The following is a 20,822-nucleotide window of genomic DNA, read 5'->3' on the forward strand; positions in this document are numbered from 1 at the left end:
AAGCCCGAGCGTTACGCGCCCACGTACGCTGCCAGGTATTCGCCGGTCAGGGTGGACTTCGCCGTGACCAGGTCGGCGGGGGTGCCCTCGAACATGACGCGTCCGCCCTGCTGTCCTGCCCCCGGCCCGAGGTCGATGATCCAGTCCGCGTGGGCCATGACGGCCTGGTGGTGCTCGATCACGATCACCGACTTGCCGGCGTCGACGAGGCGATCCAGGAGCCCCAGGAGGTTCTCGACATCGGCGAGGTGCAGCCCGGTCGTGGGCTCGTCGAGCACGTACGTGTCGGCATCCTCGATCATGTGGATCGCCAGCTTCAGGCGCTGGCGCTCCCCGCCTGACAGGGTCGAGAGGGGCTGACCGAGCTTGATGTACCCGATCCCGACGTCGACCAGACGGTCCAGGATCTTCACCGCCTTCGGTATCTTCGCCTCGGCAGTGGCGAAGAAGTCGCGCGCCTCGCTCATCGACAGTTCGAGCACATCGGCGATGCTCTTGTCGCCGAGCGTGTACTCGAGGACTGCGTCGTTGAACCGTCGGCCCTCGCAGACCGGGCAGGTCGACTCGACCGTCGCCATGACGCCGAGCTCGGTGTAGATGACGCCGGCGCCCTTGCACTCGGGGCAGGCGCCCTCCGAGTTCGCGCTGAACAGTGCCGGCTTCACGCCGTTCGCCTTCGCGAAGGCGGTGCGCACGGGGTCGAGGAGCCCGGTGTAGGTTGCCGGGTTGGATCGGCGCGATCCGCGGATCGCGCCCTGATCGACGGCCACCACGCCCTCGCGATTCGACACGTTCCCGTGGATGAGTGAGCTCTTGCCCGAACCGGCGACGCCGGTGATGACCGTGAGCACCCCGAGCGGCACATCGACATCGACGTTCTCCAGGTTGTGCTGGTCGGCTCCCCGAACCTCGATCGCGCCGGTCGCCTTGCGCACGGATTCCTTGAGCTTCGCTCGGTCGTCGAGGTGCGTGCCCGTGAGGGTGCCGCTCGCACGCAGGCCCTCCACCGTGCCCGAGAAGCAGACCTCGCCGCCCGCCGAGCCCGCGAGGGGGCCGAGGTCGATGACGTGGTCGGCGATCCCGATCATCTCGGGTTTATGCTCGACCACCAGCACCGTGTTGCCCTTGTCGCGCAGCCGCAGCAGCAGCTCGTTCATGTTCTGAATGTCGTGCGGGTGCAACCCGATCGACGGCTCGTCGAAGACATACGTCGCGTCGGTGATCGACGATCCCAGGTGCTTGATCATCTTGGTGCGCTGCGATTCGCCACCCGAGAGGCTGCCCGAGGGACGCTCCAGGCTGAGATACCCCAGCCCGATCTGCACGAACGAGTCGAGCGTGTGCGACAGGTTCGCGATGAGCGGGGCGAGGCCTGGATCGTCGATCGACCGCACCCACTCCGCGAGATCCGTGATCTGCAGTGCGCTCGCCTCGGCGATGTTCAGACCGTTGACCTTCGCCGAACGTGCGGCCTCGTTGAGGCGGGTACCCCCGCAGTCGGGGCAGGGAGTGAACACGATCGCGCGATCCACGAACGCCCTGATGTGCTTCTGCATCGCCTCCCTGTCCTTCGACAGCATGGACTTCTGGATGCGCGGGATCAGCCCCTCGTACGTCAAGTTCGAGCCCTCGACCTTGACCTTCGTCGGCTCCTTATAGAGGAGGTCGTGGAGCTGCTGCTCGGTGAAGTCGCGGATCGGCGTTTCCATCGGCAGCAGCGCCCCGAATATGCGCCCGTACCAGCCGTCCATGCTGAACCCCGGTACCTTCAATGCGCCCTCCGCGAGGGACTTGTCGGCGTCGTACAGCTCGTCGAGCGCGAAATCGGAGACGCTGCCGCGACCCTCACACTTCGGACACATGCCGCCGAGGACCGCGAAGTCGCGGCGCTCCTTCACGATCTTGCCGTCCTTCTCGAACTGCACCGCGCCAGCACCCGAGATGGATGCCGTGTTGAACGAGAACGCGTTCGGCGGCCCCACGTATGGATCGCCGATGCGCGAGAACACGATGCGCAGCATGGCGTTCACATCGGTGGCTGTGCCGACGGTCGAGCGGGGGTTCGCGCCCATGCGTTCCTGGTCGACGACGACCGCCGTCGTCAGTCCCTCGAGCACATCCACGTCAGGGCGGCTCTGCGACGGCATGAAGCCCTGCAGGAAGGCGCTGTACGTCTCGTTGATGAGCCGCTGCGACTCCGCAGCGATCGTGCTGAACACGAGCGAGCTTTTGCCAGACCCCGACACCCCGGTGAAGGCGGTCAGGCGCCGCTTCGGAATCTCGACGCTCACGTTCTTCAGATTGTGCTCGCGAGCCCCAGACACGACGATCGTCGTGTGGGCGTCGGCGGGATGGACTGCGCTGTGCTCACCACTCATGCTGATCAGAGTAGTGCGCGATACCGACATCGGGCTTCTTCGATCCTGATCTCATGTCTGCGGGTCGATACGCTGAGGAGATGAGCAGCCGAACGGACATCCGCCCCCAGGCCGGCCCGCTCGGTGTCGTCGCCGCGTTGGCGGTCTGCCTGATCGCTCCCGCATTCTTCGTGCTCGAGATCGTGTGGCTCGGGATCGCGCTCGCCGCCGTCGGGCTCCTGCTGGCGTGGGCGGTGGTGCGCCGGGGGAGGGCTGGCATGCAGCCCGCGACCGCACCTCGACCGCCGTCGCTCCTGCGTGATCTCTCGCTGATCGTGATGGGGCTCGGCATCGTCAGGCTCATTCCGCTGGCCGCCGAACTCGACAACCTGGCGATGTTGCGCTTCACCCTTGCACTCGGAGGCGCGGTCGCGGTGCCCTACCTGGTCTCGCGATTCATCTACCGTGATCGCGCGACGTCGTTCCCGTGGCGGGGCGACGGTGGTCGCTGGACCCGGGCTCAGTGGATCTGGCTCGTCGCGGTGATCGTGCTCGCGTGGCTGATCCTTCCCTTCTACTTCATCAGCTCGGGCGTCTACCAGAACTGGCCAGAGGTGGACACCGTCGACCTCATCGTGCGCCTGTTCATCGGCGTCGGTGCGGTCGGCATCTGGGACGAACTCTTCTTCATCTGCACCGTGTTCGCGCTGCTGCGACGGCACTTCCCGTTCTGGACGGCGAACGTGCTGCAGTCGATCGTGTTCGTCTCGTTCCTGTGGGAGCTCGGATATCGGGAGTGGGGGCCGATCCTCACCATTCCGTTCGCCCTCGTGCAGGGCCTGATCTTCGTGAAGACCCGGTCACTGTCGTACGTGGTGACGGTGCACCTGCTGTTCGACGCCGTCGTGTTCGCGGTGATCGTGCACGCCCACAACCCGCACCTGTTCGACGTCTTCCCGTTCACCGGGTAAGCGCGCTGCGAGCGCTCAGTTCGGGGTTCCGAGTGACGGATCGGCTCGTTCGAGCCTGGACCGGGTGACGGGTTCCGACCGCCCGCGCAAACGCACGAACAGCCACCCCGCGCTGACCAGCGACGACAGGGCCATGGTGCCGAGGACCAGGATGTGCGGGCCGGGACGAAGCGGATTGGCGGCACTGGTCGAGGGTGCGAGCCACCAGTTCACTGCGAAGACGACCCCCGTTGCAACCACGGGCAGGAGCACCGCGATCGTCTTCTCCCAGCGATACCAGAACCGACTCGAGGTGACGAGGCTCACCCCCACGATCCACCCGAAGAAGGGGAGCAGCAGCCCACCACCGCCGAGAACCGCGAGTCCGGTGAAGGCGAATCCGGGGGTGTCGACGAGGTAGCGGCGGGAGGGGGTCGACTGTGTCTCGCTCACCGGGTCCCCGGCCGCTGGCGGTGGAGCTGTCGCTGCCGCAGGCGGGGTGGGGGAAGGATCCTGATCGCTCTCGGCGGCTTCGCGTGCTGCCTCGGCGATCGCCGCGGGATCGCCGAGTTCGGCGATGCGCTGGCGCGTGGCATCGTGATCCAGTCCATCGAGTTCTTCGCCGATGCCGGCGCGGAGCTCCGTCGCGATGGCGTAGGGGAGCGAGCCGATCGCCGTATCGAGTTCGTCGAGGTAGGTGCTGCGCAGCTGTTCGGCCGTCTGCGGTCTTTCGGTCATGATGCGCCTCCCGTGATGATGGTGTCGACCGTGCGAGTGAACGGGGCCCACTGCGCGCGGAATGCCTGGAGATGTTCGGCACCCAGCGTGGTGAGCCGGTAGTACTTGCGAGTGGGGCCCGACGTCGAGTGCTCGTGGAACGCTTCGATCCATCCGCGATCCCGCAGTCTTGCCAGTAACGGGTAGAGCGTGCCGATACTCGCGATGAGGTTGTGGGCCACGAGCGCTTCCGACAGCTCCCACCCGTATTTCGGGGCCTCCGCGACCAGGCCGAGAACGCAGTACTCGACGACTCCGCGTCGCAGCTGCGTGCCCACGTCCGTAGTCATGTCTCACAAGATATCATGCGGTACAAGATAGCTGGACTCCGTGCCGATCAGCCCGGTGCGCCTCACGGCGCTGTCGCTCGGTAAGCTCGAGTTCATGCTTCGCCTGATTGCGTTCGCGGCTGTAGGTGCGCTTCTCGGAGGGGTGATCGTCACGATCGTCGGCCCTCCCGGAGCGGGAACCATCGCCGTGAGTATCGCCATTCCCGTGGGCATCCTCGCTACGGTGCTTTCAGGAGTCGGCCGTTCGCTCGGCGGCGCGATCGGTGCCTCGCCGCAGGTGGTCGAAGCCGCGCGAGCGGCCGGCCGCGTCGGCATCGCCCGCATCGATGCGCTTCGCCAGACCGGTACGCAGATCAACGATCAGCCCCTGTGCGAGCTCGACCTGACCGTGCAACCCCTGCACGGCCCAGCCTTCGCGAGCACCATGCGCACCGTCGTGCCGGTGACGGCGATTCCGCAGTTCCAACCCGGAACCGAGCGTGCCGTCGCCGTGCTGCTCGAGGGCGGGCCCGAAGTCGCGTTCATCGACTCGGGGGAGGCCCCGTCGCAAGACCCGTGGGGTGTGACGGTGCCCGCACGGGACGCGGTCCCGTTCATCCCTGTGGAGCGTCACACCCGTATCGTCGACGGGAAGCGGAAGGGGCCATTGCTCGGCGTCGGACGCGCAGGGCGACCGAAGCGCGTCATGCTCTACGCGGTGGTCGCGATCGCTGCCGCGGCACTGGTCGTGTTGCCGTACCACGAAGCCGTGGTCCAGTCGCTCTCCGCGGTCCAGGACGGCCGCTTGCGTGCGGACCTCAGGCAGGCGGATGCCCTCGGAGACGCGCACCGTGCCCTGGAATCGGAGATCGGGCACGATCGGGTCACCTCGATTGTCGTCTCCTCCGACTTCGTGATCGTTGAGGCGCCGCTGGTCGTCGGAGAGACGAAGACGGACCGCTGGACGTATCGCGGGGGACGGGTGACCCACGACGGTGCGGCACCGATTCAACCCGACTTCGCCGAGGAGCAGTTCGCCTGGTCCGACGTCGCCCTCGATCAGGTGTGGCCGCTGTTGGAGGAGGGCGCCGCCCAGGTCGGCCTTCCCGTCGGCGACGCGACCGTGTCGATCACCCGCTCGACCGATGACGACATCGACAGCGAGACCTTCGCCCACCCGACCGGGTCGCCGCACATCGTCTTCAGTATCGGAGACGAGTACGGGAGCACATTCTTCTCCGCGGCCGCCGACGGAACCGGGCTCGAGTCGAACTAGCGGTTCGGGAGACGCGAAAGCACACGGTCCCCGCAGCAGCACACGGTGGTTCCGGAGAATACCGTGTGCTGTGGCGAAGACCGTGTGCTGTGGCGAGGACCGTGTGCTCTGGCGAGGACCGTGTGCAGTGGCGAGGACCGTGTGCTGTGGCGAGGACCGTGTGCTGTGGCGAAGACCGTGTGCTGCGGGGCCTCGGGATTGTCGAGGTCAGGCTCAGTGCCGCCGGGGACGCCGCCGACGCGCCCCCGCGCTAGGCCGCGAAGGGCACCATTGCGAGGCCGGCCCCGATGAAGAACATGATCGCGATCGCGGCCAGCGCGAAGAGTGCGAGCATGACGCCGTTGAGCACGATGCCCCAGATGGTGAGGGTGCGGTCGACGGTCGGCTTCTTGAGGGCGATGAGGCCGAGCACGAGGCCGACGATCGGCACGAAGAAGGTCCAACCCGCGGCGACCGAGACGATACCGAGGATGAAGCTGGTGACCGAGAAGGCGCGTGCGCGACGTTCGGCGATGGTGCGGTCCCCGGGAGCGACGACGGGCTCATCCGACAGCTTCTCGTCGGGAACGTAGACCGATGCCGACTCGGTCATGGGGGTGGTGGTGCCGTCTGCGATGCTCATGATGTTCTCCGTTCTGAGCGATTTCGTTGGTATGTCTACGAAGTTACGCTCGCTGAAGACCATGGTCGTCAGACCCGGGTATGCACCCGTGGGTACTCCAGTACCGACCGGTGACAGTACCGGAGTATGGTCGGCGATGGGTGCCGGGCCCAGCCCGTTGAAAGAGTGATCTAGCCGAGTCGTGCGGCGAGTGTTCGCAGGTGCGCCCGGGTGAGTGCACCGGCCCGCTCGCCGTCTCGTGCGGCGATGGCGTCGGCGATCTCTGCGTGGCTGTGCTGATCGGCACCGGACTCGGGGTGATCGACCAGACGGAGCATGTTCGTCATCGCCTGCAGGCTCCGTGAGGCGAAACCGTCGAAGAGTTCCAGCAGGAGGGGGCTGTGTGCCGCTCGTACAATGCAGCGGTGAAATGCCAAGTCGGCTTCGACGTGGCCGCTGATGGTCGGCTGAGGGTCTTCTCTCGCCCGCAAGGTGCGATTGAGGTCCGCAAGGTCGCCGGAGGTGCGGCGGCCGGCGGCGAGAACGGCCGCTTCCGTTTCGATGGCGGCGCGCGCGTCGAGGACGGCGAGGATGTCTGCCCGACCAAGCACGGACGGCCACGGCTCCAGTGCCTCGACCGACAATACGAAGACCCCGGCACCCTGACGAGTGGCAAGTACCCCTTTGCCGGCGAGAATGCGGATGGCCTCACGGGCGGTGGAGCGGCCCACGCCGAGTTGCGGGGCAAGCGTCGTTTCGCCGGGGAGCTTACTGCCGACGCGCCACTCACCATCCTGGATGCGGTGGAGGAGGAGTTCGGCGGCCTGCTCGGCAAGCGATTCTCGGCGCACGGTGGTCATATGAGTATCATCCCATTCCAAAACTACTCTACTTGTCTGAGGAGTTGTGCTACGCTCATTCCGTGCTTGTCGGATCATTCCTTCTTCTCCTTCTCCGCCACGGTGGGGTCTAGCCGCGACCGGCGCCCTCCCGTGGGTGTTCGTGGCGCCGGTCGATACTTCACTGTGACCAGGCAGGACACCCTCATGAGCAGCACTTCCTTTCCGACCCTCTCCACTCCAAGCGGCCCGATACCGCAGACCGCTCCGACCTGGAATCGGCAGCGGCACTCGCAGATGCCGTCTCACCGATACCGAGACGTCCACTCCCGAGTGGATGTGCCTCTGGCAAGCCGGGAGTGGCCGAATCGTATGTTGGAACACGCGCCCCTGTGGGTGCCGGTGGACCTGCGCGACGGCAATCAGGCGCTGGCCGAACCGATGGACCCAGTACGGAAGCGACGATTCTTCGACCTCATGATCGCCATGGGCTATAAGGAGATCGAGGTGGGGTACCCCTCGGCTTCTCGCACAGATTACGACTTCGTTCGTCTCCTGGCCGACACGGATATCGCCCCGGAGGATGTGACCCTCGTGGTGTTCACGCCGGCCAGGCGCGAGTTGATCGAGCGGACTGTGGAGTCGATCCGCGGGGTACGGAACCCCGTGGTCATCCACATGTACACGGCCACGGCTCCGGTATGGCGCGACCTCGTCCTCGGGGTCGACCGAACCGGTTTGCGCGAGTTGATTCTGGCCGGTGGTCGTGACGTGCTGGAGTTCGCCGGCGACATGCCGAATGTGCGATTCGAGTTCTCACCCGAGGTGTTCAATCTGACGGAACCCGACTTCGCCCTCGAGATGTGTGACGCGATGACATCGCTGTGGGACGCGAGTGCGGATCGACCCGTGATCCTGAACCTGCCGGCGACCGTCGAGGTCGCCTCACCGAACGTGTACGCCGATCAGATCGAGTACATGCACCGAAACCTAGCACGGCGCGACGCGGTTATCCTCTCGGTGCATCCGCACAATGATCGGGGCACGGGGGTGGCCTGCGCCGAGCTCGCCGTGCTCGCCGGAGCGGAACGCGTGGAGGGGTGCCTCTTCGGAAACGGGGAGCGCACCGGCAACGTGGATCTCGTCACCCTCGGGCTGAACCTCCACGCCCAGGGGGTCGATCCGATGATCGACTTTTCCGACATCGATGAGATTCGCCGCACGGTCGAGCACTGCAACAGCATCGACGTTCACCCCAGGCACCCGTACGTCGGGGACCTGGTGCATACGGCGTTCTCGGGGACGCACCAGGACGCGATCAAAAAGGGATTCGCCGAGCACCGATCCCGAGCCGCTGCTGAAAGTCGTGCCGCGAGCGACATCGCGTGGCGCATTCCTTACCTGCCCATCGATCCCGCAGACATCGGGCGCAGCTACGACGCGGTGATCCGCGTGAACTCCCAATCCGGCAAGGGCGGTGTCGCTTTCCTGCTCGAATCCGAGTACGGCATTGTGCTGCCGCGCCGTCTACAGATCGATCTCGCGCGTGAGGTCCAGGTGCGCACCGAGGCGAGCGGTGGCGAGGTGACGCCGGCGGAAGTGCGAGACATCTTCGAGCGCGCCTACCTCGAGGATCTCCCTGTGCGCTCCATCGAGCTCGTCGACGTCGAGACCACAGCGCACACGACGTCGGTGAAGCTCCGTGCAGAGGGGCAGCTGCGCACCAGCACCCACTCGGGGATCGGGCCCGTCGAGGCGCTCACCGCTGCGCTCGCGGACTTCGGGCTGCTGATCGACGTGCGCGTCCTTCACCAGACCAGCGTCGCCTCGGGTACCGACAGCGAGGCGATCACGCTCATCGAGTACCGCAGCGAGAAGTCGACCGGATGGGCGGGTGGCCGGCATCGTTCGGTGCTCGCCGCATCGCTCGCGGCGGTCATGCGTGCCGCGAATCGGGCGCACGCCGAGCTCGACGCCGATACCCGCGCGGTTCAGGGAGACCGTCATGAGGCTTCACTCAGCGGATGATCTGCGGGAGAATGCAGTGCGATCGATGAACTGCAGCTCCCGGCCTCGGTGCAGGCTCGCGAGGCCGAGATCCACATCCGCAGGGCGACTTCGGACGACCTCGATGCGGTGACGCGGCTGCTCGGTGACGACGCCATCAGCTCCAGCCGGGGCGATGGTGTCAGCGATGCGAACGCGGCGATCTACGCTGCAGCTGACCTCGCACGGGGAGCGCACGGACGCGCATCGCTTCTACACCCGGCTCGGATTCGCGGACTCGCACGTCGGCTTCACATACGAGTCGGACCGCGGGTCCACGGCGGAGCATGCCGGCTGACCGGGGACCGGGCGCGCCGGGCGCGTTTGGGTCCCCAGTCAGATCTCGATCATCGAAATCGCTACCGCGAGTGATTGCTCCTCGATGTCTTCGACGGCAATGACGTGCCCGTCGGCGGCGACGTGCCCGTGTTCGACGAATTCGGCGAGGCGGTCGACCAGGAGTTGGCTCTCGGCGGTCGGTGGCACTTCGATCGCGTTGACACTGGCATCCAAGCCGAACTCGGTCGTCGCATAGGCGCCGAAGCCGTTCGTGAGATCGGTGAGGAAGCCTTGAGACCGGTGGCGGATGTGCGCGCGCTGATCGGGCGAGTGCCCAATCAGCAGGAGTTTCGCGGGGTTGGCGAGTCTCGGGAAGATCCGGTCGATCGATTCCGCGGTCTGCTCCATTTCGGTGAGCCAGTCCTGCCACGAGACCTCGGCGTTCGCCTCGACAAAGATGAGCGCTGTGGTGAAGGGGTGCTCGGGATGAGTGTTCTCGGCGATGACCGAGACGGGCACCCGTGTGCGTGCGCGGAGGTCCGCCGCCCACTGCGCTGAGCGGGGACCGAAAACTCCGACGTGTGCTGACACTTTCGACGCTGACATGGTTCCTCCTGCGAATGGTGCTGAAATGGTCAGTGCGCCCCGCCTGCGACCTGCGTGCCCTTCGGTGTCACGCAGAAGACGACGGTGGCCACGGCGACCATGAGGGCGCCGCCGATGAGCCCGGTGGCCTGCATCGAGTGAGTGAAGGCGACACCCGCCTCGGTGGCGAGCTCGGGGAGTCCCGCCTCGCCCGAGATGGCGATGGCGGCACCGAGCGACTCCTGCGCTTGCAGGCCGAGCGCCGGATCCAAGCCCGCGAACGATGCACCGGTCGCGAACTCCGCGCGATACAGGATCGCCGAGATGCTGCCGAGGATCGCGACGCCGAGCACCGCCCCGAGTTCGTACGAGGTCTCCTCGAGGGCTCCAGCGTTGCCAGCCTTTTCCTCGGGCGAGTTCGCCATGACCATTGCGGAGGCGATGGCCAGTGATCCTGCTCCCGCCCCGATCAGGACGAGCGCGATGAGCACGATGGGCAGCGCAAGCGTGCCGGGGGTGATTCCGATCGTGATCATGCCGATGCCGGCGAGGCCGACACCGCCGGCGACGACCGCGCGGGCGCCGATGACGCGCGCGAGCGGGGGAGCGCAAACCGAGGCGAGCGCGCTGGCAATCGCCATCGGCGTGAGGCGGAGCCCGGCCTCGAGCGGCGACGCACCGTCGACGAGCTGCATCCACTGCGCGAGCAGGAGCAGCGCGGCGACCATCGCGAACGTGGAGCCGAGTGCGGCGATCATGCCGGCCGAGAACGGGCGACTGTTGAACAGGCGCAACTCGAGGAGCGGGTGGTCGCTGCGAACGCAGCGGAGCCCGAACCATCCGAGTGTCACCGTGGCACCGGCGAGGGCGATCCACGCCTCAGGCACGGCGAAGCTCGACTCCTTGCCGAAGGTCTTGATCGACCAGATGAGCAGCGTCATGCCGACGAGCGAGAGGAGGGCGGCGAGCGCGTCCCAGCGGCCGGGGTTCGCGACCCGCGACTCCGGGAGCAGTAAGAATCCGGCGATCAGCGCGCCGACCATGAGCGGCACGTTGATGAGGAAGGCGGCGTGCCACGAGAAGTGCTCGAGCAGGAAGCCGCCGGCGAGCGGGCCGATGGCGGCACCGAGCCCGGAGACGGCGGCCCAGATGCTGAGCGCCGTGGCGCGCTCCTTCGGGTCGGTGAACATGACGCGGATCAGCGACAGCGTCGTCGGCATGATCATGGCGCCGCCCACGCCGAGGAGGGCGCGGATCGCGATGACGGCCTCAGCGCTCTCGGCGAAGAGGATGAGGAGCGACGCCCCACCGAAAAGTGCGTAGCCGAGCATGAGCATGCGCTTGCGGCCCCATCGGTCGGCGATCGCCGCCCAGGAGACGAGAAGACCGGCGAGTACGAGCGAGTAGATGTCGACGATCCAGAGCTGCTGCGTGGAGGTCGGAGTGAGCTCGGCCGCCATGTCGGGGATCGCGATGTTCAGGATCGTCATGTCCATCATGATCACGAGGAGGCTCGCTGCCAGCACTGTCACTGCGGCCCAGCGGCCGCGGCGGCTGAGCTGGGTCGATGCGTGGGTCACGGGGCTGGTCTGCGACTGAGTCATGAGGGGTCCTGGTCGGGGGCGTTGAGGATGGTGCGGAAGAACGAGGTGAAGGAGGCGAGGGGGAGCGGGGCGTCGTGCAGTGCGGCATGGATGAGCGCTCCGTCCGCGAATACCGCGATCGCGGTGGCGCGTTCTCGCCCGACGTGCGGGGCGAGGGCATCGATGAAGCGGTCTGTCCAGCGGAGTGCCAGTGCGCGGAGTTCGGCGTTCTGCGTTCCCGCGGCGATGAGCGCCACTTCGGCGTGCACCTGGCGGGTGTCGAGCAGGAACTCGTGGAGCTTCGCGGCAGCCCGTTCGGGTGCGGTGATGAAGTGGGTGATCTCCTGCTCCATGACGGCGAGTTCCTCGTCGATCTCGTCCGAGAGGAGCTGCAGCGCCGAGGCGCGGAGGTCGTCGATCGAGCTGAAGTACTGGGTGGTCGACCCGAGTGCGACGCGCGCGCGCTTGGCGACGGCGCGGTGCGTGAGGGCGGAGTCGCCCTCCTCGACGATGATCGCGGTGGCGGCTTCCAGGATCGCGCGACGACGCGCTTCGGGGTCGCGCTTGCGGGGCGCAGGCTCGGTCTCGAGCGCGGTCATGCAATCACCTCATTCTTGCTGTACATATGTACATGTACATTTGTACAGAACTCTCGACAAGAGCGCAACTCCGCACGTTCGGCGACTGAGGAGGGTTGCGCGTAAAACGTCTGATGAATGTGATGCCGCAGTGCCACTCCGTTCAGTACCTTGGGGAAGCGTCGCCTGAACTCTGGAGGAACTGTGCCCCGCAAGCGTGCTCACATTGCAGCCCGATCAATCGCCGTACTCGCTCTGAGCGGACTCCTGTTGTCCGCATGCGCCTCGGGAACCGAGGAGACGAGTGCGGGGGCGGAGAGCGACGACGGGTTTCCCATCACCATCGATCATGCGCTCGGCGAAACTCGGATTGACCAGAAACCGGAGCGAGTGGTCGCGGTGGGCGGATGGCCGAACGCTGAAGCAGCGCTGGCACTCGGAGTGGTCCCCGTGGCGATGCCACGAGCGGACTACGGAGACGACGACGGTGATGGCGTGCTTCCCTGGACGCAGGAGCGCCTCGCGGAACTCGGCGGAGAGACCCCGGTGCTGCTCGACGAGACCGACGGCATCGACTTCGAAGCCGTCGCCGATGCGGCACCCGACGTGGTTCTCGCGGCGACCTCCGGCCTGACGGAGGAGGAATATGAGACGCTCAGCAAAATCGCGCCGGTCGTGGCCTACCCGGGGATCGCTTGGGGAACGACCTGGCGCGACAACATACTGTTGAGCAGTGAGGCCCTCGGGCTATCGGACGAGGGGAAGAACCTGGTTGCGCAGCTCGAGGAGGAGATCGGCGGGGCAGCAGCAGCGCACCCCGAGCTCGCAGGCACCAGCGCAGCCTTCGTCAACGTCTCCCCATCGGACACCAGCTCGATCGGTGTGGCGACCACACTCGATGCTCGAGCCTCGTATCTGAACGACCTCGGACTCGAGGCTCCCCAGTTGGTCGCGGAGCGCTCCGAATCCGCGGACGCATTCTTCTTCGATCTGAGCGCCGAGCAGGTCGACCAACTCGGGGACGCCGACATCCTGCTCGGGTACGGGGGAGAGGGAACGGAGCTGGGGGAGGTGCTGCGGAGCGATCAGCTGCTGAGGCTCCTTCCCGCGGTCGAGAACGGTGCCGTGGTGAGTATCAGCGATGGCACACCGTTGGCCGCTGCGCTCACCCCCAGCCCGCTCGGGATTCCCTGGTCGATCGATGAGCTCGCCTCCGAGCTCGCCGCTGCCGCAGCTCGAGCGCAGTAGGGGAGGGAAGTGACCGCGGAGCTCAGCTCGCGGGAAGCAGGCGCAGCAGCGTTCCGGTCCCGTGCGTCCGCGCGGCGCCTGCTCCGAGAACCCGGTTCTTGAGCTCTGCGTCGCTCGTCACGACCGTGACGTTCGCGCCCGACTGCACCAGGGCAGCCGTCTGGGTGACGATGGTGTCGTCTCCCAGGTCGGGCGCCTCGACGACCGTGACGTTCGGTGAGGCGGCGATGCCGCGCGCCCGGCCCTCGGTGACGAGGATCCACTCGGGGTGTGACCGCTCGAGTCCTGGAATGACGGTTTCGGGGAGCCCCACGAATCCGGGCCGTACGCCGGCGTCGGCGAGGGCATCGATGCGATCGCGGAGCCGTTCTGCGGCTCCGCGCCGGTCCTTCCACCATCCGTCGGGCACTGAGCCGACCACATTGGCGGCGTCGACGACGATGACGCGGCGGGCCCTGAGTAGGGGGCGCAGGAGTTCCCACGTCGCTGCGAAGGCCGGGTGCAGGTCGAGTGAGGCCACCTCGTCGATGGCCACCCAGGCGAGAGCGTGGCTCTCGGGGTCGGTGATCTGCGGTTCGAAGGGGGAGGTGACCTCTGCGATGAGTGTGGTGTAGGTCCACCCGGTGCGGTCGAGGAGGTGCGTGAATCGCGACTGCACGGCGTTGTCGGGAACCCCGGCTTCCTCCTGGGCCTCGCGGAGCGCCGCGGCCTCGGCGGGCTCACCCTCGTGGCGGGCGCCGCCAGGGATGCCCCAGGTGTCGCCGTGGTCGCTCCAGGTGACACGGTGCTGCATGAGCACGGCGTCACGGTTACGGTCGTAGGCGAGCAGGCCGGCGGCTCCGAACCGGCCCCAGTATCGGTTGCCGTCTGCCGCGGTGACCCATGCGTCACCCGGATCGCGCAGGTCGCTCACGGTGCTCCTTCCGGTGCGCTCCGCCTCGCGAGCGGTCGGGCACCGATCCCCACCCTATCCGGAGGCGACCTCGCCCCACACCGTGCGGAGGTGGGAACGGGCGTGGCGCTCGGCCGCGTCGGCGTCGCCGTCGACGATGGCGCGGGCGGTCCTGAGGTGGTCCTCGAGTGTGCCCTCGACCGGAACGGAGGGCGTGAGGCCGAGACTGGCGCGCCAGCTCAGCACGAGCTCGACGGGGCCGGTAAGGGTGGTGAACTGCGGGTTCCGCGAACTGGTGAGGAGGAGGCGGTGGTACTCAAGATCGACCCGCAGATACGGATCCGTGTCGCCGAGCCCCTGGCTGCCGAGCTCGTGGAGGCGCGTGGCGAGTCGCAGCAGTTCCGCGCGCTGCGCGTCGGTCGCACGTAGCGCAGTGAGTCGAGCCGCGAGCGGTTCGACCGCGACGCGCAACTCGAGGAGCGCTTCGAACTGGTGCTGGCGGAACGGGCCGGCGAGGTTCCAGCGGATGAGGTGTTCGTCGAGCGCGTCCCACTCATCGCGCGGGCGCACAGTGATCCCGATCCGCCGGCGCGAGGAGACCATGCGGATGCTCTCGAGCACCTTCACCGCCTCGCGGGCCGTCGTGCGCGAGGCTTCGTAGTCGGCCTCGAGGTCCGCGAGCGTGAACGAGGAGCCAGGGGGAGGATCGCCCGCGGCGATCCTCGTGCCGAGAGAGTCGAGCACGGTCTCGTGCACGTTGTCGACCACTGCGTCCTCCTCGTCGTCGCGTCGTATTGTCCGATACCCCGCCGGGGTTGCCGTCCGATTGATCATACTTTAACGTTGAGAATCGTATGACGTAACGTCCGCGAAACATTCCCGGACGTCCCCTCGATTCAACGGAGATCCCCTCATGGAAGACTGGACCCAAACCCTGGGCGCGGGTCCGCTGCTCGGCATTGCTGCCGTCGCGGTCGCCCTCATCCTGTTCCTCGTCATCAAGGTGCGGTTGCACGCGTTCCTCGTGCTCGTCGTCGTGTCGCTGCTGACGGCGCTCGCGACCGGCATCCCCGCCGACGCGATCGTGCAGACGTTGCTCGACGGATTCGGCGGGACGCTCGGCAACGTCGCTCTGCTCATCGGCCTCGGTGCGATCCTCGGCCGCCTCGTGGAGTCCTCGGGTGGCGCCAAGGTCGTGGCGGAGAAGATGGTGAGCATCTTCGGCGAGAAGCGTGCCGCGTTCGCACTCGGCGTGACCTCGCTGATCCTCGGCTTCCCGATCTTCTTCGACGCCGGCCTCATCGTCATGCTGCCGATCATCTTCGCGGTGGCGCGTCGAATCGGCGGCAAGAACCTGCTCCTCTACGGCTTCTCGGGAGCCGCGGCGTTCTCGGTCATGCACATCTTCGTGCCGCCGCACCCCGGCCCGGTCGCCGCGTCCGAGTTCTTCGGGGCGAGCCTCGGGCTCGTGCTGCTCGTCGGCATCGTCATCGCGTTCCCGCTGTGGTACCTCACCGGCTACCTGTGGGCGAAGTTCGTGAACTCGAAGGTCCCGATGATCGTCCCCGACCTGTTCGGTCGCACCGACGAGGACCAGCCGAAGAACCCGCCGAAGTTCGCCACCGTCGTGGCGATCCTGCTCCTCCCGCTCGTGCTGATCCTCTTCAACACCGGCCTCAACGCGCTCACGACCGCCGGCACCGTCGACGGCGACGCGACCTGGGTGCAGTGGCTGTCGCTCATCGGCACGGCGCCCGTCGCACTGCTCATCTCGGCGCTCATCGCTATCCTCGTGCTCGGCAAGTTCCGCGGTGAGACCGGCAGCGCGCTCGACAAGCTCGTCGACGGCACGTTCGGTCCTGTCGCGTCCGTGATCCTCATCACCGGCGCCGGCGGCATGTTCGGCGGCGTGCTCCGCACCTCGGGCATCGGCGACGCGCTCTCCGACTCGCTCTCCGACCTCGGGCTCCCGGTCATCCTCGCCGCCTACGTCATCGCGGTCGTGCTGCGCGTGGCGCAGGGCTCGGCGACCGTCGCACTCGTGACGGCTGCCGGCCTGATGGCCCCGGCGGTGATGTCGGGTGGCTTCACCGACCTGCAGATCGCCTGTATCACGCTCGCGGCCGCGGCCGGTTCGGTCTTCGCCAGCCACGTGAACGACTCGGGCTTCTGGCTCGTCGGCAAGCTCATGAACATGGACGTGAAGACGACGCTGAAGACGTGGACGGTGCAGCAGACGCTGATGTCGCTCGTCGGCTTCGCGCTCGTGTACGCCATCTACGGCATCGCCTCGGCGGTGGGCGTATGAGCGGCCTCTTCGATCTCGAGGGCCGTCTGGCCCTCGTCACCGGCTCGTCGCGAGGGCTGGGCAGATCTCTCGCGACGTCTCTTGGGCAGGCGGGCGCCCGCCTGCTGCTGCACGGCCGCGACGCCGCGGCACTCGCTGAAACCCGCGTCGAGGTGGAAGCCGCGGGCGGCACCGTCGCCGGCGAGCTCCGCTTCGACGTCACCGACGCCGCAGCGGTTGAGACGGCGATCGGTGAGATGCTCGCCGAGCACGGGGTCCCCGACATCCTGGTGAACAACGCCGGCGTGCAGCGACGGGCCCCGTTCACCGAGTTTCCGGTAGACGACTGGGACGCCGTCATCACGAGCAACCTGTCGAGCGTGTTCTACGTGTCGCGGTTCGTGACCCCGGCGATGGCCGAGCGCGGTTCGGGCAAGGTCATCAACATCGGATCGGTGCAGTCGCAGCTCGCCCGCCAGACCATCGCCCCCTACTCGGCGAGCAAGGGCGGTGTCGCGATGCTGACGAAGGGCATGGCGGCCGACCTCGCCCGCTTCGGCGTGCAGGTCAACGCGATCTCGCCAGGCTACTTCGCGACCGAGATGAACCGGGCGCTCGTCGAGGACGAGGCGTTCGATGCCTGGCTCAGGGCCCGCACGCCAGCCCAGCGGTGGGGTGATTTCACGGAGCTCTGGGGCACCCTCGTGTACCTGGCCTCGGATGCGTCGAGCTTCGTCTCGGGGCAGAACATTTTTGTCGACGGCGGAATGACGGCGGTGGTGTGATGCGTGCAGCGTTCATCGATGGCAAGGACCAGCTCGAGGTGCGCGAGGTCGCGACGCCGGAGCCCGGAGCGGGTGAGGTGCGGATCCGTGTCGACTACGTCGGGATCTGCGGTTCCGACCTGCACTACTACTTCGAGGGCGCGAATGGCGAGTACGCGGTACGCGAGCCGCTGATTCCCGGCCACGAGCTGTCGGGCATTGTCGACCTCGACCCCTCGGGCACCTGGTCGGCGGGGACGCCGGTGACAGTGCACCCGGCTCGGTTCGGCACCTCGGAGCCGGCGATCGCTGAGCAGCCGCACCTCTGGCCGAACGGCTCCTACCTCGGCAGTGCGGCGACCTGGCCGCACACTCAGGGCGCCATGAGCGAGTACCTGGTCGTGCGCGAGGACATGCTGCGCCGTCTTCCCGGGTCGCTGCCGGTGCGCCGCGCGGTGCTCGCCGAGCCCCTGGCCGTCGCCCTGCACGCCGTGAGCCGAGTCGCCGACATCGGCGCCGAGATCGCCGGTGCACGTGTGCTCGTCTCGGGGGCGGGGCCCATCGGCCTGCTCACGGTCATCGCCGCGAAGGCGCGCGGGGCGGCGCACGTGACGCTCAGCGACGTGCTCGCCGAGCCGCTCGCCCGCGGCACCGAGCTCGGCGGCGAGTTGAGCGCCGACGCGACGCTGCAGGTCGGCGTCGACGACGTGCCCGTCGCCGCGTTCGACGTGGTCTTCGAGTGCTCGGGAGCATCGCCGGCAATCACCACCGCTGGCGTCGCCGTGCGCCGGCGCGGCACCGTCGTGCAGGTCGGCATGGTGCCGAATGATCCGCGCCCCGTGGGCCTCGCACCGATCATCTCGAAGGAGGCGCAACTGCTCGGCACGTTCCGCTTCCGCGACGAGATCGATGACGCCGTGGCGCTGCTCGACGCGCAACCCGAGATCGAACGGGTCGTCACGCACGAGCGGTCGCTCGACGAGGCGGTCGCTGCGTTCGATCTCGCGAAGGACTCCCGGGAGTCGAGCAAGGTCGTCGTCGCGCTCCCCGGAGCGCAGGCGTAACGTACAGGCACGAGCAGGAGATCGGACATCATGAGCGCAGCGGCTGACGTCGTCATCGGCGTCGACATGGGAACGACGGCGACGAAGGCCGTCGCCTACACGCCGGACGGCCAGCAGGTGGCCGCGGCTCAGCACGGGTACCCGCTCGAGGAGCCGGAGCCCGGCTGGGCGGTGCAGGATCCGGAGCTGATCCTCGCCGCGGTGCTCCACGCGGTCGCCGACGTCGTCACCGAGGTGGGGGCGGACCGGATCGCCGGCCTGTCGTTCTCCTCGGCCATGCACAGCCTCATGGCGCTCGACGCCGACCTCACGCCGCTCACCGGCGTCGCAACCTGGGCCGACACCCGCGCGACGCTGCAAGCCGAGCGGCTCCGTGGATCGGCCCCCGGCCTCGCGCTCCACCAGCGCACGGGCACCCCGATCCACCCGATGTCGCCGCTCATGAAGCTGGTCTGGTATCGGGAGCAGGACCCGGAGACCTGCCGTGCCGCAGCGTTCTGGGTCGGCATCAAGGACTGGGTGCTCCAGCGCATGACCGGCGTGTTCGTGACCGATCACTCTCTCGCTTCGTGCTCGGGTCTGCTCGATATCTACCGTCTCGAGTGGGATCCCGAGGCCCTGCAGCGCGCCGGTATCACGCCGGAGCAGCTGCCCCGACTCGTGCCGACGACGACGGTGCTCGAAGGGCTCGTCGCGTCGACGGCCTCGGCGACGGGCCTCCCGGCATCGACGCGCGTGGTGGTCGGTGCCGGCGACGGTCCGCTCGCGAACCTCGGCGTGGGCGCCGTGCGCCCAGGCGTCGCCGCGTGCTCCATCGGCACGAGCGGCGCCCTGCGGGTGGCCGTCGAGGCGCCGGCCGTCGATCCTCAGGGCGGTGTGTTCTGCTACGCGATCACCGAGAACCGGTGGGTCATCGGCGGGGCGATCAACAACGGCGGCGTGGTGCTCAACTGGGTGCGCGACGAGATCGCGGCCGGCCGCGAGCTCTCGACTCCCGAGCTGCTCGATGCGGCCGCGTCGGTCCCCGCTGGCTCCGGTGGACTCATCATGCTCCCGTACCTGCTGAGCGAGCGCGCCCCGCACTGGAGCGGTCTCGCCCGGGGCGCCTACATCGGCCTGACCCGCGCGCACACCCGTGAGCACCTCGTGAGCGCCGCGGTCGAGGGCGTGGCCATGCAGCTCGCGCTCGTGCTCAAGTCGATGCGGGCCGCGGGCCTCGACATCGATGAGATCCGCGCGACCGGCGGGGTGACCAAGCACTCGCTGTGGCAGCAGGTGCTCGCCAGCGTGTTCAACACCCGCATCGACATGCTCGAGGAGCAGGAGGGGTCGGGCCTGGGGGCCGCGCTGCTCGGCATGGAAGCGCTCGGGCTCATCGAATCCATCGACGTGGCCGCCGACATCACCCCGGTGAAGCACTCGGTGTCGCCGCAACCCGAAGACGTCGAGACGTACCAGGCGCTGCTGCCGATCTTCGACAATCTCTACACGGCGCTCCTACCCACCTACACGCAGTTGCGCAGTCAGGCAGAGCTGCTGCCGATGACGCGGGACTGATTACGCCCGATCACTCTTCGTCGCTGCCGCGCCGTCGTGGAACCCGGTGGCCTCGGGAGGCATCGTCTCGGGCGCCTGTACTCGTGCTGCGTTGAGCACCATATCGATGTGTGCATCGCTGAGGCGACGAGCGGTCGCAGGGTCCGGTTCGAGCATCGCGTTGACGAGGCGGAGATGCTCCATGTACATCTTCTCCGAGTCCTGCAGGTTCCAGCTGATGAGGTCGATGAGCAGGAGCGAACCCGTGACCAGGCGGTGCTCGGCGAGCTCGAGTTCCCGATTCCCCGCGAGGGCGACCATGGCGACGTGCAAGTCGACGTGAGCCATCGCCGTCGCGGTGGGCTCGTGCGCCGTCGACTGGCTCGCGTACGCCGCGAATGCAGCCCGCAACCGGCTTCTCGACTCCTCTGAGGCGCGATCGCAGTGGTCGGCCGCGAAGCCTTCGATGAGCTTGCGCGCTTCCAGAATGTCCGTCACCTCGCCGGGGGAGTACGAGCGTACTCGAGCGCTCTTGTAGGGTTCCTGGTCCAGGTAGCGCTCGGCCACGAGGAGGTTGAGGGCCTCTCGGATCGTCGTCCGCGACGCTGCGAATCGCTCGGTCATCCACTTCTCGGTGACGGGTGCGCCCAGTGAGAGCTCGCCGCTCAGAATGAGCTGTTTCACCATTTCCGCGATGAACTGCGGGGCCGGCGGCCCCTCGGCGTGACTCGTCCGTTTGGACGCGACCCGCTTCGGTACTTCGATGCGCCCCATCGCGCTCTCCCGGATCTCCCGTGATCCCTTGTCCATGCTCGCCCCACACATAAATGTCTAACAAAGTTCCAGATGCTCTTGTCAGCCTACACATTTTCGGGTTAACTAAGGTCTCAA

Annotated in this window: 20 protein-coding genes; 9 read left to right on the top strand and 11 right to left on the bottom strand. The window is 67.4% G+C overall.

Annotation, left to right across the window (positions count from 1 at the left end; translation table 11 throughout):
- Positions 1–11: 11 nt before the first annotated feature.
- On the bottom strand, positions 12–2,378 hold the full coding sequence (locus tag K8P10_RS03810) for an excinuclease ABC subunit UvrA (RefSeq protein WP_224780479.1): 2,367 nt from the start codon (positions 2,376–2,378) through the stop codon (positions 12–14).
- An 80-nt stretch (positions 2,379–2,458) separates the two neighbouring features.
- On the opposite strand from K8P10_RS03810, the gene K8P10_RS03815 reads away from it, so the two are divergent.
- Positions 2,459–3,328, top strand: coding sequence for a CPBP family intramembrane glutamic endopeptidase (locus tag K8P10_RS03815; RefSeq protein ID WP_224780480.1), 870 nt, complete (start codon positions 2,459–2,461; stop codon positions 3,326–3,328).
- A 15-nt stretch (positions 3,329–3,343) separates the two neighbouring features.
- Here the strand turns inward: K8P10_RS03815 and K8P10_RS03820 are convergent, their stop codons facing one another.
- Complete coding sequence (locus tag K8P10_RS03820; RefSeq protein WP_224780481.1) at positions 3,344–4,045, bottom strand: hypothetical protein; 702 nt, start codon at positions 4,043–4,045, stop codon at positions 3,344–3,346.
- A complete protein-coding gene (locus K8P10_RS03825; protein WP_224780482.1) occupies positions 4,042–4,374 on the bottom strand; it encodes a PadR family transcriptional regulator in 333 nt (110 codons plus the stop codon). Before K8P10_RS03825 ends, K8P10_RS03820 begins: the two co-directional genes overlap by 4 nt.
- Before the next feature lie 40 nt (positions 4,375–4,414).
- Between K8P10_RS03825 and K8P10_RS03830 the strand changes: the two genes are divergently transcribed.
- Positions 4,415–5,629: a hypothetical protein gene (locus K8P10_RS03830; RefSeq protein ID WP_224780483.1), complete on the top strand. Its 1,215-nt coding sequence runs from the start codon at positions 4,415–4,417 to the stop codon at positions 5,627–5,629.
- A gap of 250 nt (positions 5,630–5,879) precedes the next feature.
- On the opposite strand, the gene K8P10_RS03835 is transcribed toward K8P10_RS03830, so the two are convergent.
- Both K8P10_RS03835 and K8P10_RS03840 read right to left on the bottom strand, forming a co-directional pair.
- Complete coding sequence (locus K8P10_RS03835) at positions 5,880–6,251, bottom strand: DUF4190 domain-containing protein (RefSeq protein ID WP_224780484.1); 372 nt, start codon at positions 6,249–6,251, stop codon at positions 5,880–5,882.
- Positions 6,252–6,421: 170 nt separating this feature from the next.
- Positions 6,422–7,090, bottom strand: coding sequence for a FadR/GntR family transcriptional regulator (locus tag K8P10_RS03840; RefSeq protein ID WP_224780485.1), 669 nt, complete (start codon positions 7,088–7,090; stop codon positions 6,422–6,424).
- Positions 7,091–7,366: 276 nt separating this feature from the next.
- Here K8P10_RS03840 and K8P10_RS03845 point away from each other — a divergent pair, with 276 nt between their 5' ends.
- Both K8P10_RS03845 and K8P10_RS03850 read left to right on the top strand, forming a co-directional pair.
- On the top strand, positions 7,367–9,097 hold the full coding sequence (locus K8P10_RS03845; protein ID WP_255596868.1) for a 2-isopropylmalate synthase: 1,731 nt from the start codon (positions 7,367–7,369) through the stop codon (positions 9,095–9,097).
- 166 nt (positions 9,098–9,263) lie between these two features.
- The gene (locus tag K8P10_RS03850; RefSeq protein ID WP_224780487.1) at positions 9,264–9,413 is read left to right on the top strand and encodes a hypothetical protein; all 150 of its coding nucleotides are present in this window, start codon (positions 9,264–9,266) and stop codon (positions 9,411–9,413) included.
- A gap of 38 nt (positions 9,414–9,451) precedes the next feature.
- Here the strand turns inward: K8P10_RS03850 and K8P10_RS03855 are convergent, their stop codons facing one another.
- From K8P10_RS03855 to K8P10_RS03865, 3 genes are read right to left on the bottom strand one after another with little or no spacing between them, the layout of a single operon-like run.
- Positions 9,452–10,000, bottom strand: coding sequence for a hypothetical protein (locus K8P10_RS03855; protein ID WP_224780488.1), 549 nt, complete (start codon positions 9,998–10,000; stop codon positions 9,452–9,454).
- A gap of 29 nt (positions 10,001–10,029) precedes the next feature.
- Positions 10,030–11,583: an MFS transporter gene (locus K8P10_RS03860; protein ID WP_224780489.1), complete on the bottom strand. Its 1,554-nt coding sequence runs from the start codon at positions 11,581–11,583 to the stop codon at positions 10,030–10,032.
- A complete protein-coding gene (locus tag K8P10_RS03865) occupies positions 11,580–12,161 on the bottom strand; it encodes a TetR/AcrR family transcriptional regulator (protein ID WP_224780490.1) in 582 nt (193 codons plus the stop codon). The genes K8P10_RS03860 and K8P10_RS03865 overlap by 4 nt, the downstream gene beginning before the upstream one ends.
- Before the next feature lie 183 nt (positions 12,162–12,344).
- On the opposite strand from K8P10_RS03865, the gene K8P10_RS03870 reads away from it, so the two are divergent.
- Complete coding sequence (locus tag K8P10_RS03870; RefSeq protein WP_224780491.1) at positions 12,345–13,388, top strand: iron-siderophore ABC transporter substrate-binding protein; 1,044 nt, start codon at positions 12,345–12,347, stop codon at positions 13,386–13,388.
- A gap of 22 nt (positions 13,389–13,410) precedes the next feature.
- On the opposite strand, the gene K8P10_RS03875 is transcribed toward K8P10_RS03870, so the two are convergent.
- On the bottom strand, positions 13,411–14,301 hold the full coding sequence (locus tag K8P10_RS03875) for an NUDIX domain-containing protein (protein ID WP_224780492.1): 891 nt from the start codon (positions 14,299–14,301) through the stop codon (positions 13,411–13,413).
- Between the two features lie 54 nt (positions 14,302–14,355).
- Positions 14,356–15,114 (bottom strand): FadR/GntR family transcriptional regulator, encoded by a 759-nt coding sequence (locus tag K8P10_RS03880; protein ID WP_224780493.1) that lies wholly within the window; start codon positions 15,112–15,114, stop codon positions 14,356–14,358.
- A gap of 79 nt (positions 15,115–15,193) precedes the next feature.
- On the opposite strand from K8P10_RS03880, the gene K8P10_RS03885 reads away from it, so the two are divergent.
- The 4 genes from K8P10_RS03885 to K8P10_RS03900 are packed head-to-tail and all read left to right on the top strand — an operon-like array spanning position 15,194 to position 19,952.
- A complete protein-coding gene (locus tag K8P10_RS03885) occupies positions 15,194–16,588 on the top strand; it encodes a GntP family permease (protein ID WP_224780494.1) in 1,395 nt (464 codons plus the stop codon).
- Entirely contained in the window at positions 16,585–17,352 is a 768-nt protein-coding gene (locus tag K8P10_RS03890) for an SDR family oxidoreductase (protein ID WP_224780495.1), read from the top strand. Before K8P10_RS03885 ends, K8P10_RS03890 begins: the two co-directional genes overlap by 4 nt.
- Positions 17,352–18,395, top strand: a complete 1,044-nt coding sequence (locus K8P10_RS03895; RefSeq protein WP_224780496.1) for an alcohol dehydrogenase catalytic domain-containing protein — start codon at positions 17,352–17,354, stop codon at positions 18,393–18,395. The genes K8P10_RS03890 and K8P10_RS03895 overlap by 1 nt, the downstream gene beginning before the upstream one ends.
- 30 nt (positions 18,396–18,425) lie before the next feature.
- Positions 18,426–19,952, top strand: coding sequence for a gluconokinase (locus K8P10_RS03900; RefSeq protein WP_224780497.1), 1,527 nt, complete (start codon positions 18,426–18,428; stop codon positions 19,950–19,952).
- On the opposite strand, the gene K8P10_RS03905 is transcribed toward K8P10_RS03900, so the two are convergent.
- A complete protein-coding gene (locus tag K8P10_RS03905; RefSeq protein ID WP_224780498.1) occupies positions 19,953–20,741 on the bottom strand; it encodes a GntR family transcriptional regulator in 789 nt (262 codons plus the stop codon).
- Positions 20,742–20,822 lie beyond the last annotated feature (81 nt).

It is taken from the genome of Leucobacter sp. Psy1 (genome assembly GCF_020096995.1).
In the GTDB taxonomy this organism is placed as follows: Bacteria; Actinomycetota; Actinomycetes; order Actinomycetales; family Microbacteriaceae; genus Leucobacter.